Source organism: Veillonella seminalis, assembly GCF_003992065.1.
Classification (GTDB): domain Bacteria; phylum Bacillota; class Negativicutes; order Veillonellales; family Veillonellaceae; genus Veillonella_A; species Veillonella_A seminalis.
Genome location: NZ_RQUZ01000005.1, coordinates 97823 through 113260 on the forward strand (window position 1 = coordinate 97823; position 15438 = coordinate 113260).

The following is a 15438-nucleotide window of genomic DNA, read 5'->3' on the forward strand; positions in this document are numbered from 1 at the left end:
GGAGTCAAGCGTGGAAATACGTATTGCAGAAAATTGCGGTTTTTGTTATGGTGTAAAAAGGGCTGTTAATATGGCTCAGAAAACATCAGATCAATTGGAACGGAGTTACACTTTAGGTCCTATCATTCACAATCCGCAAGTGGTTTCCAATTTGGAAGAACACGGCGTGTATGCAGTGGATTCGCTGGAAGAAATTCCAAGTGGCACGGTCATTATTCGTTCCCATGGTGTGGGACCGGCTGTGTATGATGAAGCGACCGATAAAGGACTCAAAGTGGTGGACGCAACATGTCCCCATGTAAAAAAAGCCCAACAAGATGCAAAATCGGTTATTGACTCGGGAATGTCGCTTGTTATTTTGGGCGAAAAAAAGCATCCTGAGGTAATTAGCATTAATTTATGGGCTCAAAATAAAGGCATAGTTATAGAATCTGAAGAAGAAGCTAAAATTCTGCCTTTCGTGGAAAATAGGGGCGTAGTTGTACAAACTACCTTTTCACAATTTAAATTTCAAAGTATAATAGATATATTAGAGGAAAAAACTCGAAATCTAAAGGTTTTCAAAACGATTTGCACAGCTACTCAAGAACGTCAAAATTCGGCGGTAGAACTCGCAAAAACGGTGGACCTTATGATTGTGGTAGGCGGTAAAAACAGCGGCAACACAAACAGATTAGCAGAGGTCTGTCGTGACGTTGGATGTACAACTTACCATATAGAGACCGCTACTGAATTAGAAATGGCTTGGTTTACCAATGTCCAAACGGTAGGGGTTACAGCCGGTGCATCGACACCCGACTGGATAATTAAGGAGGTCATTGACACAATGAATGAATTTGAACAATTGTTAGCTAACGAAGCTGACTGGGCAGAAGACTTTAAGAAAGGCACTGTAGTAGAAGGTACTGTTGTATCCGTAGAAGACGACAAAGCATACGTTTCTTTCGGTTACAAAACAGAAGCAACCTTGAATCGTACTGAAATCGCTTATCCGGCACCTGCCTCTGCTAAAGACGTGCTCAAAGAAGGCGATCAGATTAAAGCCGTTATTATGAACCACATCAAGGAAGACAATCCTATCTACTTGTCCATCACTCGTTTGGCTAAAGACGAAGATTGGCAGTATGTACAGGAAGCTCAGGAAAAAGACGAACCAATCATCTGTAAAGGTGTTGACGCTATTCCTGCAGGTCTTGTTGTAACTGTTAAATCCCTTCGTGGTTTTATTCCACTTTCCCAAGGGGATGTACACTTCGTTAAATCTCTCGATAGCTTAGTGGGTACTGAATTTGAAGCTAAGGTATTGGAAATCGACGAAAAGAAAAACCGTTTGGTTCTTTCCCGTCGTGCTGTATTGGAAGTAGCTCGCCAGGCTAAATTGGAAGAAGCCTTGAAAAACATTAATGTTGGCGATAACTATAAAGGTATTGTTCGCAAAATCATGCCTTATGGTGCTTTCGTTGATATCGGCGGTATTGAAGGTTTACTTCACATTTCCGACATTTCTTGGCACAAAATCAAACGCGTTGAAGACGTATTGTCCGTAGGCCAGGAAATCGAAGTTAAATTGCAATCCTTCGATGCGGAAAGCAATAAACTTTCCTTGTCCTTGAAAGCATTAACTAAGAGCCCATGGGATGTTGCCGAAGAAACTATTAAAGTTGGCGACGTTCTTACCGGTAAAGTTGTTCGTTTGGTAGCTTACGGTGCATTCGTAGCTGTTAACGATGACATCCAGGGTTTACTTCACATTTCTCAGATCACTAAACAGCGTAATGCTAAAGTAGAAGACTACTTAACTCGTGGTAAAGAAGTAGAAGTTAAAGTTATTTCTCTTAACAAAGATGAAAAGAAACTTGGCCTTGCTTTGACTGAGTTAATGGAACCTGTTGCAACAGCTGAATAATTGTAACCAATAGCGCGTAGCGCTTATATAAGGAGCTATAGAGGGCCCGGCCCTTTATAGCTCCTTTTGAATTATCTCTTCTTTATGGATTGCTATATATGTGTTACAATATAGTGTGATAATTTATGTAAAAAATTGAGGTGACAATATGGCAAAACCATTAGTAGCAGTGGTAGGGCGTCCTAATGTGGGAAAATCTACATTGTTTAACGCCATAGTTAATAAACGAATTTCCATTGTTGAAGATATTCCGGGCGTAACGCGCGATAGAATTTATTTTGATGCCGAATGGCTTAACCGTGAATTTACCATGATTGATACGGGCGGGATTGAATTTATTACCGCCGACAGCCATGTGATACCTAAAATGATGCGTTTACAGGCACAGCTTGCCATTGAAGAAGCGGATGTTATTTTATTCGTTGTAGACGGTAAACAGGGTATTGTACCGGCCGACGAAGAAGTGGCCAATATTTTACGTGCCAGCGGCAAACCTGTATTATTGGTAGTTAATAAAATTGATAGCGTAAACCAGGAAGCCAATATTTATGAATTTTATAATTTAGGTATCGGTGATCCGATTGGGATTTCAGCTAAAAACTTAATGAATTTGGGCGACTTATTGGATGATGTGGTTAAACATTTCCCTGATTCGGCTCAAGCGGAAGATGAAGAAGATACCATTCACGTGGCTTTAATCGGTCGTCCTAATGTAGGCAAATCATCATTAACGAATGCCTTATTGGGTCAGGATCGTGTTATCGTCAGTGATGTAGCCGGTACGACCCGTGACTCCATCGATACGCATTGGAATCATGACGGTCAGAAATTTGTGCTTATCGATACGGCCGGTATGCGTCGTAAGGCGAAAATTGATGCACCGGTAGAACGTTACAGTATTGTTCGTTCTTTGCGTTCCGTAGATAGAGCCGATATTGTTGTACTTGTATTGGACGGTGTAGACGGCGTTACGGAGCAGGATAAAAAAATTGCCGGTTATGCTCATGAAGCCGGTAAAGGGATTATCATCGTAGTTAACAAATGGGACCTTGTTGAAAAAGATGATAAAACGACCATTCGTTATACGGAAGATATTTACGATGAAATGGGTTTCTTGCGTTATGCACCGATTCTTTTTGCCTCTGCATTGACTAAACAGCGTATTCATCGTTTGGCGGATTTAATTAAATTTGTTTCGGAACAGCAACATATGCGCATTTCTACAAGTGTATTGAATCAAGTATTGTCCGATGCGCAGAATGTCAATCCGGTACCTTCACGCAGCGGGCGTTTACCGAAGATTTATTATATGACGCAGGCATCGGTAAAACCGCCTACATTCATTTTATTCGTTAATGAACCTGAATTAATCCATTTCTCCTATATGCGTTTCTTGGAAAATCGTCTCCGTGAATCCTTCGGTTTTGAAGGTACGCCGATTCGTTTGATTCTCCGTGGCAAGAAGGGAAATGATGACGAATAATGGATACGATGACTATAATAGGATTAGCAATTGTTGCTTATTTATTGGGGTCCATTCCCAGCGGTTTAATTATCGGTAAGTTATTTTTTAATACCGATGTACGCTTATATGGCAGTAAAAATATCGGTGCCACCAACACGTATCGTGTATTGGGCTGGAAAGCGGCATTACCGGTTTTTCTATGTGATGCCGGTAAAGGCATGGCCGGTGTGGCAGTTTTCGCTCCGGAGCCGAATTTGATGCTATTGGGCGGTATTCTGGCTATGGTCGGTCATAACTGGTCTGTTTTCCTTGGCTTTAAAGGGGGGCGCGGCGTAGCTACCGGTCTTGGTGTATTGATATTTTTGGTACCTTTAATTTCGGCTATTTGCTTTGCAACTTGGGCCGTTATCGTGTACTTTACTAAATATGTATCCTTAGGTTCTATCGTGGGCGCCGCATTGGTACCGATTTTGATGATTGTATTCGGTGAACCGTTGTGGTATATCGTATTCGGTACGGTGGCTGCGTTGTTTGTAATATTACGCCATCGTGAAAATATTATGCGTCTTTTGCGCGGCAAAGAGTTAAAAGTAGAGCGGACGGAGCGTGATGATTCGTAATGAAAATCGGAATTATTGGATCCGGCAGTTGGGGCACCGCTTTAGCTTGTAAGAGTGCACAGGCAGGCAATGAAGCTTGGCTTTATTGCCGTCGCGAGGAACAGGCTGAGCGATTGAAAGCGGATCGTGAGAATAAAGAATACTTATCCGGTGTAAGCTTGCCGGACAATTTAAATATCAGCCATGAATTGGCTAAGGCAGCCGGTAAGAGTAATATTATTTTAATTGTGACGCCTTCAATTTATGTGCGTGATACTTTGGTAAACTTAAAACCTTATGTAACAGCTGATACAACCGTAGTTATTTGTTCAAAAGGGATTGAGCGCCAAACCGGTAAGCGGTTGTCGGAGGTGGCCAATGAAGAAATCGGTGGGATTACACAGAAATTGGCCATTTTGTCGGGACCTAATCATGCGGAAGAAATCGGTCGAGATTTGCCGGCAACGACAGTTGTAGCCGCTAAATCGTTGGCTACTGCGGAAGAGGTGCAAAAAGCATTGAGCACCGGTAATTTCCGCGTGTATGTGAATGAAGATATGACGGGCGTTGAGCTGGCGGCTACTACAAAAAATATTATCGCTTTAGCTGCCGGTATTGCGGATGGTATGGCATTAGGTGATAATTGTAAATCAGCTCTTTTGACACGCGGTCTCCATGAGATGACTAAATTCGGCGTAGCCATGGGAGCACGTCGTGAAACTTATGCGGGGCTCGCCGGTATGGGCGATTTGATTGCCACATGTATGAGTCGCCACAGTCGCAATCGGGCGGCCGGTCAAAAACTGGCAGCCGGTGAAACGATGGATTATATTATCAATCATTCCAACATGGTGGTAGAAGGTTTTTTTGCCGTAAAGACAGTCTATGAGATTGCGAAAGCCAAGACCTTGGATCTGCCGATTACCAGTGCTTTATATGAAGTGTTGTACCATCAGAAAGCACCGCAAACAGCGCTTATGGAACTGATGGGACGTAACTTGAAAGATGAAATGTTCTTATAATAATTTTCAAAAGGAATGTACTTTTATTTTGGAACATAATATACTATAATTAAGAGACAAGTGTAGGCTAAAGAGGAATGTATGAGAATTATTGCAGGACGAGCTAAGGGCCATACATTAAAGGCTCCGAAAGGGATGAGTACGAGACCCACACAGGATCGTGTGAGAGAAAGTATTTTTAATGTATTGTCTAATTACGGTCTGATTGAAACGACGGTACTTGATTTGTTTTCCGGTACAGGCGCTTTCGGATTGGAAGCCGTCAGCCGCGGTGCCTCACTGGCTGTTTGCGTTGATAAGAGGACAGCTCGAATTATTAAAGCAAATACCGAGCATTGTCATATGGAAGACGCGGTTGAAGTAATACCAACATCAATAGAAACGGCGGCTAAGCAATTAGCAGGTCGTCAGTTTGATTATATTTTTGCGGATCCGCCATATGAAGTGGATTTGGTAGCTGCCACAATGACGGTTGTCGTCAATCAGCAATTACTAAAAGAAAATGGAATGCTTATTGTGGAGCATCATGAGAACGAACCGCTTGTGTTGCCGGATGGTTGGAGCCTTGTGAGGGAACAACGTTTCGGTTATACAAAGGTATCGTATTGTGTACCCTATGAGCTTGAAAGGAGCTAGTGTATAGTGCGTATAGGCATTTGCCCGGGGAGTTTTGACCCCGTGACAAACGGTCATGTGGATATTTTTGAACGAGCGAGTAAGCTTGTAGACAAATTGATTGTAGCGGTTTTAACAAATCCGAATAAACATAATTTATTCACGCAGGAAGAGCGTGTTGAATTGATAAAAGCCTCTGTGGCTCATATACCGAATGTTGAGGTTGATGATGGTGCCTCCGGTTTATTGATTGATTATGCGAAATCTAAGAATAGCTTTATGATTATTCGCGGTTTACGAGCACTCAGTGATTTTGAATATGAATTCCAACGTGCTTTGTTCTCAAAGTATTTGGATGATGATATTGAGACCGTTTTTATAATGACGAATAATAAGTATTCATTTGTCAGTTCCACGGGAATTCGCGAATTGGCGCGATTCCAAGGTCGTCTTGACGGCTTGGTTCCTGAAACAGTTAAAAAAGCGTTAGAAGCAAAATTTGCGGATCGTAGTGAATAGTTCTAATAGGAGTGGCGAGAATGAAAACAGAAAAACTTTTAGAAGATTTGGAAAATTTGATTGAAACCAGTGGTCGCATTCCTATGACCACCAAACGTGTCATTGAAGAAGAAGAAGTAATGCGTGTGTTGGACGCCATTAACGAATCTTTGCCGTTGGAATTGGAAGAATCCCGCCGAATTATGGCTGAAAAAGATAAAATTTTGGCAGATGCACAGCGTCAGGCTGATACTTTGATTGCGCAAGCTAAAGATTATATTGCAAAATTAACGGAAGAAAGTGAACTTGTTAAACAAGCTCAGACTCAGGCTAACCAGATTATTACTTTGGCTAACCAGTCTTCCGAAGAATTAAAAAACAGTTCTATTCAATATGCCAGCGATGTAATGCGCTATATTGAAAACAATTTGGAAAAAACTTTGGAAAGCTTACGTCAGAATCGTGAAAGTTTGAAACAATCCAATCGAGAATAATTTTAAGGTTCGCATAACCGTATGACAAATAAAGAAGCTCTCAGGAAGCATCCTTGCTATACTTGGTATAGGGGATTTCCTGAGAGCTTTTTTAATTTTATGATATGAGTATTATTAAGACAATAAAAATTGACTAAAAATTAAAATTACAATTCAAAGCTTATTCATACAATTTAGTAGCTTCGTTCAGTACCGGTTCTTTTGGGTCGATGACAGCCGTTTTCTGATTAGTATAAATAACGAAACCTAACGGTGAGGCCGGCGGTTTTTTAATAAATTTAACCGGCGTATAGTCGACGGCCACTTTGGATGATTCACGTGCACGACTGAAATAAGCGGCGTAGCGGGCGGCCAGGGTGAGCATTTCGTCAGTCGGCGTCCCGTTTTCAGGCCGGAGAATAACATGGCTGCCTTGAACCTGTAAGGTATGGAACCACATGTCATCCGGTTTGGCAAAGCGGTGGGTTAAATATTCATTTTGCTGATTGTTGCGGCCGATAAAAATTTCGCCGCCATCGATAGGAAAGCGCATGAAATTATGTTTTGGCGCTTTATAGCTGACGGGCTTTTTAGATTTCTTGAGCAGTCCGGCTTGTTCGCATTCATTATAGATTTCCTGAACCGTTTCTTTATTATCGGCAATTGTAAGGCTGTATAGAACGGACTGAAGATAATCAATACGGCGTCCACTTTGTTCCAATTGATATAAACCGCTTTGTTTGCGATTTTTTAATTTGGTATAGAGTTTGTAATAATTTTGGGCGTTTTCTACAACAGTTAATTCAGGCACGAGAGGAATCGTAATCGGTTCCACCGGATTGACCAGAATATTATCCAAGGTAATGTTCGGTTCGTATTGGGTGTCGCGATAGGCATTAATCATCAATAAATCGCCATAGGCCTTGTATTCATCGGCTTTAGAACTGTCATTCAGCTCTTCTTCGATTTTACTGTGGCGCAGTTCTTCTTTTTTGATAGCTTGCTGTAAGGCACGTTCCAGTTCATGGGTAGTTGTATTAATACAGCCCTGTTTGACAACAGCTACTTCAAGGGGGTTTGAAACGGAATCATAGGCAGCCGTAAGTTCACCGCCCTGCACCAATAAATAGGTGAGCGGGACGGGACTGTAAAACTTTTTATGATTTGAATTTTCGTATTCAAAGAGTTTGGTGCTTTCGTTGATTGCTTGTTTCAAATCATTTAAAGCAGCCGCCAGTTTTTTGATTTGTTCCGGCGAAAGCGTTTCGAAGTCTGTTTTTTCGGTTACTTCAGCTTTAAAGCAAACTTCTTTTAAAAGGGCGGGACCGAAGCCGTTAAAAATGCGGCGGATTGTTTCGGCTACCGTGCCTTGACCGAAATTCCTGAGAAGCTCCTTAATTTCAGTACCGTTAAATTCGAAAAGGCTGCCTCGTTCACTGTTAGGCGGTAATTCATAGGTTAACTTCGGGGCAATGGAGCGCTCTCGGTTCATAAGCGGTGTTACATGAATGAGTGCCTCCAAGATTTGTCCGTCTTGCACAAAAATGCAGTTGGAATATTTACCCATCAGTTCAATGTAAATGCGATTGGAAATGAGCGATCCGTCCAAGGCCAGCTTATCCGCGTTGATGCGCAAGATGCGGTCCCCGTTAAGCTGTTTTACAGCTGTAATACGAGCACCTTCCAAATGTTTACGTAAAAACATGCAGAGTGCAGTCGGTTCTTTCGGTAAATCCGTAATGCCGTGACTGAGATAGCAAGCCGGTAAATTGCCGGCCGTAATAACTAAATCTTTGTTACCTGTATGAGTATTAACTTTTAATACAATCGTTGTTTTATCTATTTGTAAGAGCCGTTGAATTTGACCGGTTACCAACTGATCGGAAAGTTCTCGTGTCAAAACGGCCATCGTTAAACCATCTAAATTCATAAAGTACTCCTTTACTAACATACTTATTATTTTAGTATATCACATTTATGTCCTATTTGAGTGCTTTACCCTATAGGGCTAACATGTTAAAATGTAAACAAATAGAAAATAATCTAAAAATAAGGAAAATTGACGAAAATTAAAGGAAAGGACCTATTTTATTATGAACAGCATGACGGGCTTTGGTCGCGGCATTGCCGCTGATGAGTCGTTACAGATTATGGTAGAAATAAAAAGTGTGAATTCAAGATTTTTGGATTTGCACATCAATCTGCCATCAACATTAAATTTTTTTGAAAACGAATTGCGCCGTCAGATTAAAGCCGTGTTGCAACGAGGTAAAGTAGAAGTCAATATTTCATTGCGAAATACACGTGATCGGGAGAAAGTATTTACCGTAAATGATTCATTGGCATTGCAGATCAGAGAGTTTTTAGTGTCTAACGGTTTTGCTCAGGATATAAAAAAAGTGCCTTTACGTGATATGATGACCGTTTCGTCTGACTGGCTGCTTTTGGAAGATGTACCGTTTGAAGAGGCTAATTTGCAGGCAACGGCTACAAAAGCATTACAGGATGCCTTAGCCGGAGTTGCGGCGATGCGGGCAGCGGAAGGTGAGCATTTACGCCGGGAAATTGAAGGGCGTATTGATATTTTGACGGATGTACTCAGCGAGGTAGACGCCAATAAGACGGCTGCCGTTAAAAAATACGAAACACGATTGCAGCAGCGAATCGAAAATACCTTGGCAAAAACTGATTTGGATATCAACATGGATCGATTTTTGCAGGAAGTAGCCATTATGAGTGACAAAACAGATATTACAGAAGAAATTGTACGTTTTGGCTCACATGTGGTACAATTAAAAGACACACTCAAAGAGAATCAACCGATTGGTCGTAAATTAGATTTCTTGCTACAGGAAATGAATCGTGAAGTTAACACGATGGGATCAAAAGGATCTGATTTAGAAATCACTGACCGCGTTGTAATATTGAAATGTGAATTAGAGAAAATCAGAGAGCAAATTCAAAATATAGAGTAGGTTGTAGAGTAAGGAGTCACTAAGTATGAATACAAAACTTTTAAACATCGGGTTTGGTAATATGGTTTCAGCGAATCGTCTTATTGCGATTATCAGTCCTGAATCGGCTCCTATTAAGCGAATGATTCAAGATGCTCGTGAAAAGAGCGTACTCGTTGATGCTACCTATGGTCGTAAGACTCGTGCCGTTCTTGTAATGGACAGCGGTCAAATCGTTTTATCCGCTATCCAACCGGAAACTGTGGCACATCGTATCGTACAGGCTACACCGTCTGAAACAACGGAAGCGTAGGTGTTATTATGTCGGATAGAGGAATCCTAATAGTCTTATCCGGCCCTTCGGGTGCGGGTAAAGGCACCATTTGTGCGGCGCTTCGTCAGCAGATGCCTAATCTTGTATACTCTGTATCGATGACAACACGTGCGCCCCGCGTTGGTGAAGAAGAAGGGGTCAGCTACTTTTTTAGGGATAAAGAAGAGTTCCAACGTCTTATTAAAGAAGATGCGTTTTTAGAATATGCACAGGTATATGATAACTTTTACGGTACACCGAAACAACATGTAATGGACCTGTTGGCAGAAGGTAAAAGTGTTATTTTGGAAATTGATATTCAAGGTGCCATGCAAGTTAAAGAGCGTTTCAGCGAAGCTGTGTTCATTTATATCGTACCGCCTTCACTTGATATATTATCCAATCGTTTGCGCGACCGCGGTACCGATGCGGCCGATGTAATCGATAAACGCCTCTCAAAGGCCAGCTCGGAATTGGCTTTGGCTCATCGCTATGACTATATTGTAGTGAATGATGTATTGCCTGATGCTGTAGAAAAAGTCGCTTCTATTTTACGGGCGGAAGCTTGTAAAATTAAACGTAATAAAGAAAAAATTCAGTACATTTACAAACAATATGGTGGGAAGAAGGAGTAATTCATTATGATGGTAAAACCTTTACTTAAGGATTTGGAAAAACATGTAGACAGTAAATATACGTTGGTTACATTGGCCGCTAAACGTGCTCGTGAACTTACTGACGGTGACCAAGCTTTAGTGACCGGTCTTGATACTGATAAACCGGTATCAGTGGCACTTCATGAAATTGCGGAAGATAAAATCGGCTTTACTCGCACTAAAGACGGTATTAAATAAATCTTTAATTCCAACAGGGGCAGAGGATGAAAAATAAACACATAATTGTAGGCGTGTCGGGCGGTATCGCAGCTTATAAGGCTGTGGAAGTCGTTAGCCGATTACGCAAATTAGGGGCGGAAGTTAAAGTTGTCATGACGGAAAACGCCACTAAATTTGTATCGCCTATGACATTTGGCGAAATCAGCGGTCATCCGGTGGCCGTTAAAATGTTTGAAGATGTGCATGATTGGAATGTAGAACATATTGCCTTGGCTACTTGGGCTGATGCTTATGTAGTAGCGCCGGTTACAGCGAATGTAATCGGTAAATTGGCGTCCGGCATTGCTGATGATATGTTAACTACGCAGTTAATGGCGACTAAAGCGCCTATCTTTTTATGTCCGGCTATGAATACGAATATGTATGAAAACCCGATAACGCAACGGAATATGAACACTTTGCGCGAATTGGGAATGAATATTTTAGAAGCCGACAGCGGCCATCTTGCTTGCGGCGTAGTCGGTAAAGGTCGTTTGCCGGAACCGGCTAAAATTGTGGAATGGTTGTCTTTCCATATGATGAAAAATGATGTATTGGCCGATAAGACTGTTATCGTAACAGCCGGCGGTACGCAGGAAGCCATCGATCCGGTTCGTTATATCGGTAATCGGTCCAGCGGTAAAATGGGCTATGCCATTGCCGAACAGGTGGCTTTGGCAGGGGCACGTACAATTCTAATATCGGCACCAAGCTCTTTGCCGGTACCGTACGGCGTGGAATTTGTGCCTGTTGACTCGGCTCGTGATATGGAAGAGGCGGTTAACAGTCGCTATGAAAACTGTGATGCCGTGATTATGGCTGCGGCCGTAGCAGATTTCCGTGTTGAAAATATGGCGGACACTAAAATCAAGAAAATGGATAAATTGGAGCTTACACTCGTTAAAAATCCGGATATCTTGAAAGGCCTGGGTGCGAATAAAACTCATCAAAAGCTTATCGGCTTTGCGGCGGAAACACAAAATGTCATTGAATACGGCAAGTCTAAGGTACTTAACAAAAATCTTGATATGCTTGTAGCTAATGATGTAAGCAAACAGAACGCAGGCTTTAATGTGGATACGAATGAAGTTACCTTCATTTATCCGGGCGGTCAAATTGTGCAATTGCCACTTATGACAAAAAGTGATGTCGCTAAGCGAATTATTTTAGCCTTGGCAGAATTGTAATTCCATAGTATAATAAATTAGTGATATAAACTATCACAATTAAATTAATAGTAATTTTTGTCTCATCAAGAGTAGTGGAGGGAAAGGCCCTGTGAAGCTACAGCAACCATTCGTTTGAAAAGGTGCTAAGTCCGACGGTATATGCCGAAAGATGGGGTTTGATTCCTCGTCGCTTGGCTGATGAGGAATTTTTTTATGGAGGTAAAGGGTAAATGGCTGAAAAACATGTATTTTTCACATCTGAATCCGTAACGGAAGGTCATCCTGATAAAATTGCTGACCAAATTTCAGACGCCGTGCTTGATGCGATTATTGCACAAGATCCTACGGCGCATGTTGCGTGTGAAACACTTGTAACCACAGGTCAAGTTCATGTAGTGGGTGAAATTTCCACTAACTGTTATGTAGATATTAATCATATTGTTCGTGAAACTATTCGTGAAATCGGGTACACTCGTGCCAAATACGGTTTTGACTGCGATACTTGCGGTGTTAATGTAGCTATCGACGAACAATCCGCCGATATTGCTATGGGCGTTGACGACGCATTGGAAACTCGTGAAGGTGGCGCTGATAAATTCGATAAAATCGGTGCCGGTGACCAAGGTATGATGTTCGGTTACGCAACTAACGAAACTGAAGAATTCATGCCTATGCCAATTGCTTTGGCTCATCGTTTGTCTCGCCAATTAACTAAAGTTCGTAAAGACGGCACTTTACCTTACCTTCGTCCGGACGGTAAAACTCAGGTTACTGTTGAATATGTTGACGGCGTGCCTAAACGTATTGAAACAATCGTTATCTCCACACAACACGGTCCTGAAGTATCCCGTAAACAAATCGAAGCAGACCTTAAAGAATTGGTTATTAAACCGGTATTGCCTGAAGGTTTTGTTGATGAAAACACTAAATTCTTCATCAACCCGACCGGTCGTTTCGTAATCGGCGGTCCTCAAGGTGACGCAGGTTTAACAGGTCGTAAGATCATCGTTGATACTTATGGCGGTATGGCTCGTCATGGGGGCGGTGCATTCTCCGGTAAGGATCCTACAAAAGTTGACCGCAGTGCGGCTTATGCAGCTCGTTATGTAGCTAAAAATATTGTAGCAGCCGGTCTTGCCGATAAATGTGAAATTCAGATTGCTTATGCTATCGGCGTAGCTAAACCTGTTTCCATCATGGTAGAAACTTTCGGTACCGGTAAAATCTCCGAACAGCAAATCGGCGAACTCGTTAAGAAACATTTCGACCTTCGTCCGGCCGGCATTATCGAAATGCTTGACCTTCTCCGCCCAATCTATCATCAGACAGCGGCTTACGGTCATTTCGGTCGTACCGATGTTGATTTGCCTTGGGAACAAACTGACAAAGCTGATGTTCTTCGCAAAGAAGCCGGTTTATAATTAAATAATTTGAAGTTTAACAGACTGTAATTAAATAGCTTGAGTTTAAACAACTGAAATTAAATGTTTTAAATTTAATTTCAGAACGTATAGAGCAGAGACTATATCTTTGATATAGTCTCTGTTTTTTTATTGAGTAAAGAATTTTATAGGGGCGTAGCTGTCATTCTTATTCAATTTGTTAAATATTACGTATTTGACAGATGGATGATTGACCGTTATAGCAATATTTGTAGTATAATTAAATGAGAGAATTTCAAATATATCAATATAAATATATTTGAATATAAAATTTGTTTATCATTTATCGGCAGTCATAACACACTGATAGCGTATGTAATTTTTTATATGTGAATTTTGGTAATTCTAAAGGAGGATTTCTATGAAAAATGCATATGATATTATCAATGACCCTTTTTTGAATAAAGGGACGGCATTCAGTGCTGAAGAACGAGAACTTTTTAAATTGAAAGGTATGATTCCCGATAAGATTCAAACCATTGAAGAACAAGCACAGCAAGCCTATAAAGCTATGTCCGTTAAAACGACAGATGTAGATAAGCGTCACTTCCTTATGAAATTATTCAGCCATAATCGTACCTTGTTCTACTATTTGTTCAGCCAACATATTGAAGAGTTTATGCCAATTGTGTATGACCCATGTATTGCCGATACGATTCGCAATTACAGCGAATACTATACGACACCACAAAACTCTGCCTTCTTATCTATTGATAATCCTGAAAACATAGAAGATGCTTTGAAGAATGCCGCCTATGGTCGTGATATTAATTTAATCGTTGTTACCGATGCGGAAGCTATTTTGGGTATCGGTGACTAGGGCCTTAACGGCGTTGCCATTTCCATCGGTAAATTGATGGTGTATACAGCCGCGGCCGGGCTGGATCCTCAGCGTGTATTGCCGGTAGTGCTCGATGTGGGCACCAATCGTCAGGAATTATTGGACGATCCTTTATATTTAGGCAATAAACATAAACGTGTTGCCGGTGAAGAATACTATAAATTTGTAGATCAGTTTGTACAAACGGTTGAAAAATTATTCCCTAATTTATACCTTCATTTTGAAGACTTCGGTCGTGATAATGCCGCCAATATTTTAAATGCGTATAAAGACAAATACCCTGTTTTCAATGACGATATTGAAGGTACCGGTATTATTTCCTTAGCCGGTATCTTGGGTGGTTTAAAAATTTCCGGGGAAAAATTAAAAGACCAAGTGTATATGTGCTTTGGTGCCGGTACAGCCGGTTGCGGTATTGCTAATCGCGTATTGCAAGAATATGTGGATCAAGGTGTACCTCGTGAAGAAGCTATCAAAAAATTCTACTTGGTGGATAAGCAGGGCCTTTTATTCGATGATATGGATGATTTAACACCGGAACAAAAACCGTTTGCCCGTAAACGCAGCGAATTGGAAACTAATGAGTATGTTAAAGCTTCCTTAGGTGGTGATACGAAGAAGTTAACTACTCTTGAAGAATGTGTTAAAGCGATTCATCCGACTATTTTAGTGGGTACGTCTACTAAGAGCGGTGCATTTAGTGAAGTTGTTGTCAAAGAAATGGCAGCACATACGGCTCGTCCTATTATATTCCCATTAAGTAATCCGACAGAACTTGCGGAAGCAACGGCAGAACAGCTTATTACTTGGACTGATGGGAAAGCTTTGGTAGCGACGGGAATTCCGGCTCAACCGGTTACTTATAAGGGAGTTACCTATGACATCGGTCAGGCTAATAACGCTTTGATTTATCCGGGGCTTGGACTTGGTGACATTGCAGCCGGTGCTAAGCTATTGACCGACCAAATGATTTCGAAAGCGGCTCATTCGTTAGGTGGGATTATTGATGTTGCAAAACCGGGTGCGGCCACAATTCCACCGGTTTCCAAATTAACCGAATTTTCTGAAACAATTGCTATTGCCGTGGCTAATGAAGCTGTGGATCAGAAGTTGGCGAAAATTTCTAAAGAAGAAGTACCTAGTGCAGTGAAATCCATTAAATGGGTTCCTGAGTATAAAGATTTAACTAAATAAGTTGATTTTGCAGTAAGGAATGATGATTAAATTCCCTCCGCGAGCTTTTAGCGTATGTCATAGTTCGAGGAG

At 41.4% G+C, this 15438-nt stretch carries 14 protein-coding genes, 1 pseudogene and 1 riboswitch; of the genes and pseudogenes, 14 read left to right on the forward strand and 1 reads right to left on the reverse strand.

Annotated features, from left to right (window positions below):
• Positions 1-10 precede the first annotated feature (10 nt).
• From EO126_RS04635 to EO126_RS04665, 7 genes are all read left to right on the forward strand, one after another.
• The gene (locus EO126_RS04635) at positions 11-1906 is read left to right on the forward strand and encodes a bifunctional 4-hydroxy-3-methylbut-2-enyl diphosphate reductase/30S ribosomal protein S1 (protein ID WP_006556822.1); all 1896 of its coding nucleotides are present in this window, start codon (positions 11-13) and stop codon (positions 1904-1906) included.
• A gap of 148 nt (positions 1907-2054) precedes the next feature.
• Entirely contained in the window at positions 2055-3389 is a 1335-nt protein-coding gene (gene der, locus EO126_RS04640; RefSeq protein ID WP_006556821.1) for a ribosome biogenesis GTPase Der, read from the forward strand.
• Complete coding sequence (gene plsY, locus EO126_RS04645; RefSeq protein WP_006556820.1) at positions 3389-3991, forward strand: glycerol-3-phosphate 1-O-acyltransferase PlsY; 603 nt, start codon at positions 3389-3391, stop codon at positions 3989-3991. The genes der and plsY overlap by 1 nt, the downstream gene beginning before the upstream one ends.
• Positions 3991-4992 carry an NAD(P)H-dependent glycerol-3-phosphate dehydrogenase gene (locus tag EO126_RS04650; RefSeq protein WP_006556819.1) on the forward strand — a complete coding sequence of 334 codons (1002 nt, stop codon included), beginning with the start codon at positions 3991-3993 and terminating at the stop codon, positions 4990-4992. The genes plsY and EO126_RS04650 overlap by 1 nt, the downstream gene beginning before the upstream one ends.
• A gap of 81 nt (positions 4993-5073) precedes the next feature.
• The gene (gene rsmD, locus EO126_RS04655; RefSeq protein ID WP_006556818.1) at positions 5074-5628 is read left to right on the forward strand and encodes a 16S rRNA (guanine(966)-N(2))-methyltransferase RsmD; all 555 of its coding nucleotides are present in this window, start codon (positions 5074-5076) and stop codon (positions 5626-5628) included.
• Between the two features lie 6 nt (positions 5629-5634).
• Positions 5635-6126: a pantetheine-phosphate adenylyltransferase gene (gene coaD / locus EO126_RS04660; RefSeq protein WP_006556817.1), complete on the forward strand. Its 492-nt coding sequence runs from the start codon at positions 5635-5637 to the stop codon at positions 6124-6126.
• A gap of 20 nt (positions 6127-6146) precedes the next feature.
• Positions 6147-6599: a hypothetical protein gene (locus EO126_RS04665; RefSeq protein WP_006556816.1), complete on the forward strand. Its 453-nt coding sequence runs from the start codon at positions 6147-6149 to the stop codon at positions 6597-6599.
• Positions 6600-6759: 160 nt separating this feature from the next.
• Here EO126_RS04665 and EO126_RS04670 read toward each other — a convergent pair whose 3' ends face one another.
• Positions 6760-8508 (reverse strand): Rqc2 family fibronectin-binding protein, encoded by a 1749-nt coding sequence (locus tag EO126_RS04670; protein WP_006556815.1) that lies wholly within the window; start codon positions 8506-8508, stop codon positions 6760-6762.
• Between the two features lie 163 nt (positions 8509-8671).
• On the opposite strand from EO126_RS04670, the gene EO126_RS04675 reads away from it, so the two are divergent.
• From EO126_RS04675 to maeA, 7 genes and pseudogenes are all read left to right on the forward strand, one after another.
• A complete protein-coding gene (locus EO126_RS04675; protein WP_006556814.1) occupies positions 8672-9553 on the forward strand; it encodes a YicC/YloC family endoribonuclease in 882 nt (293 codons plus the stop codon).
• A 25-nt stretch (positions 9554-9578) separates the two neighbouring features.
• Positions 9579-9845, forward strand: coding sequence for an extracellular matrix/biofilm regulator RemA (remA, locus tag EO126_RS04680; protein ID WP_006556813.1), 267 nt, complete (start codon positions 9579-9581; stop codon positions 9843-9845).
• Between the two features lie 8 nt (positions 9846-9853).
• A complete protein-coding gene (gene gmk / locus EO126_RS04685) occupies positions 9854-10480 on the forward strand; it encodes a guanylate kinase (RefSeq protein ID WP_006556812.1) in 627 nt (208 codons plus the stop codon).
• 6 nt (positions 10481-10486) lie between these two features.
• Complete coding sequence (gene rpoZ / locus EO126_RS04690) at positions 10487-10699, forward strand: DNA-directed RNA polymerase subunit omega (protein ID WP_006556811.1); 213 nt, start codon at positions 10487-10489, stop codon at positions 10697-10699.
• Positions 10700-10725: 26 nt separating this feature from the next.
• Positions 10726-11907 carry a bifunctional phosphopantothenoylcysteine decarboxylase/phosphopantothenate--cysteine ligase CoaBC gene (coaBC, locus tag EO126_RS04695; RefSeq protein WP_006556810.1) on the forward strand — a complete coding sequence of 394 codons (1182 nt, stop codon included), beginning with the start codon at positions 10726-10728 and terminating at the stop codon, positions 11905-11907.
• 59 nt (positions 11908-11966) lie between these two features.
• A riboswitch (SAM riboswitch) is annotated at positions 11967-12065 on the forward strand.
• A gap of 54 nt (positions 12066-12119) precedes the next feature.
• Positions 12120-13310 carry a methionine adenosyltransferase gene (metK, locus tag EO126_RS04700; RefSeq protein WP_127007746.1) on the forward strand — a complete coding sequence of 397 codons (1191 nt, stop codon included), beginning with the start codon at positions 12120-12122 and terminating at the stop codon, positions 13308-13310.
• A gap of 574 nt (positions 13311-13884) precedes the next feature.
• Positions 13885-15366: pseudogene (maeA, locus tag EO126_RS04705) on the forward strand (oxaloacetate-decarboxylating malate dehydrogenase).
• The last annotated feature ends 72 nt before the right edge of the window (positions 15367-15438 follow it).

Excerpts from the sequence above, each read along its gene's own strand:
- rsmD (WP_006556818.1), top strand. The coding sequence starts at position 5,074 with ATGAGAATTATTGCAGGACGAGCTAAGGGCCATACATTAAAGGCTCCG.
- EO126_RS04665 (WP_006556816.1), top strand. The coding sequence starts at position 6,147 with ATGAAAACAGAAAAACTTTTAGAAGATTTGGAAAATTTGATTGAAACC.
- plsY (WP_006556820.1), top strand. The coding sequence starts at position 3,389 with ATGGATACGATGACTATAATAGGATTAGCAATTGTTGCTTATTTATTG.
- EO126_RS04650 (WP_006556819.1), top strand. The coding sequence starts at position 3,991 with ATGAAAATCGGAATTATTGGATCCGGCAGTTGGGGCACCGCTTTAGCT.
- der (WP_006556821.1), top strand. The coding sequence starts at position 2,055 with ATGGCAAAACCATTAGTAGCAGTGGTAGGGCGTCCTAATGTGGGAAAA.
- gmk (WP_006556812.1), top strand. The coding sequence starts at position 9,854 with ATGTCGGATAGAGGAATCCTAATAGTCTTATCCGGCCCTTCGGGTGCG.
- EO126_RS04670 (WP_006556815.1), bottom strand. The coding sequence starts at position 8,508 with ATGAATTTAGATGGTTTAACGATGGCCGTTTTGACACGAGAACTTTCC.
- remA (WP_006556813.1), top strand. The coding sequence starts at position 9,579 with ATGAATACAAAACTTTTAAACATCGGGTTTGGTAATATGGTTTCAGCG.
- EO126_RS04675 (WP_006556814.1), top strand. The coding sequence starts at position 8,672 with ATGAACAGCATGACGGGCTTTGGTCGCGGCATTGCCGCTGATGAGTCG.
- coaBC (WP_006556810.1), top strand. The coding sequence starts at position 10,726 with ATGAAAAATAAACACATAATTGTAGGCGTGTCGGGCGGTATCGCAGCT.
- rpoZ (WP_006556811.1), top strand. The coding sequence starts at position 10,487 with ATGATGGTAAAACCTTTACTTAAGGATTTGGAAAAACATGTAGACAGT.
- metK (WP_127007746.1), top strand. The coding sequence starts at position 12,120 with ATGGCTGAAAAACATGTATTTTTCACATCTGAATCCGTAACGGAAGGT.